Consider the following 1,165-nt stretch of genomic DNA (forward strand, 5'->3'; position numbering starts at 1 on the left):
TTTCCAAGCCTGTTTTAAGGGATTATATCTCGCAATCGGGCGCACAAGAGAGAACCTAATGATTGTAGAGATCGGGCGACCCCGCGCGCACTTCATTTGCTCCCCCTAATGTATTCGTTCCCTCAACGTTTTATTATCGTCATGTTCGATTTGGAACAAGTAGTAGGTTGTCTTTTTTTCGTAGGTGTTCATTTTGCAATAAACGGCATGGTTGCAGACAATAACAGGGCTGAAGGAAAAGGAATTTTCGCCCATGAAAACCAAACTTATTGCGAGCAACACCTTGTCTTGGACACCCGGCAGACTGGATAGCCAGCGCTTCAAAACGCCGAACCCAACGCGTTTGGCGCATAAGCTCCCGCGTTAACAACGAAGCCGGGTATCGCTCCGTTCTTGAACGCGGCTGATCCCTCTCAAGTCTCGATTTCTCTAACCCCATTCATGGCGCTCGAATTCGCGCTTACAGACGAGGTATGTCCAATGGCAACAGGTATTGGTTCCCATCAATCCGCAAAACCCGGCACCAATGTGTGGCTAACCCCCAAATTCATTATCGATGCACTTGGTCCGTTTGACCTCGACCCTTGCCCGGCGCCCGATCCCTCGGTGCTGCCCACGGCAAAGAACATCATCACGCTTCAGGAAGATGGATTGGCATCTGACTGGTACGGAAGGGTTTTCCTCAATCCGCCATATGAGCGCGATGTCATTGGCAAGTGGCTTGCCAAGCTGGATGGCCATGGGATCGGTACCGCGCTGATTTTTGCAAGAACGGAAACCGACGCCTTCTTCAACAATATCTGGCGTGGCGCAAATGCCAGCGCGGCCTTGTTCCTGCACGGCCGACTACATTTCCATTATCCGGACGGTACCCGCGCTCGCGCAAATGGCGGTGCTCCATCGGTTCTCATTTCCTATGGCGCAGACGATGCAGAAAAGCTGTTTGACTGCGGCTTGGACGGCACGTTCGTTCCCATCAACTTCGCAGCCAATGCTTGGTTGTTCTTAAAACAACTTCCCCAGAAGGCTCCGAGCTGGATCGATCTCGTTGTTAAAATCATCGGTGAACTGGGCGGAACAGTGAAACTGGCAGACCTTTACGACCGTCTCGGCTGCCATCCGGCCGCCCGAAAGGGTGGTGATACGATCGGCCAGTTTCTGGGCC

General features: G+C 52.5%; 1 protein-coding gene. It reads left to right on the forward strand.

All coding sequences use genetic code 11. The features are described from left to right. Positions 1-480: 480 nt before the first annotated feature. A partial coding sequence (locus tag WA429_RS21210) for a DNA N-6-adenine-methyltransferase (protein WP_336107908.1) occupies positions 481-1,165 on the forward strand: 685 nt, incomplete at its 3' end.

It is taken from the genome of Thalassospira sp. CH_XMU1420-2 (assembly GCF_037029325.1).
Classification (GTDB): Bacteria; Pseudomonadota; Alphaproteobacteria; order Rhodospirillales; family Thalassospiraceae; genus Thalassospira; species Thalassospira povalilytica.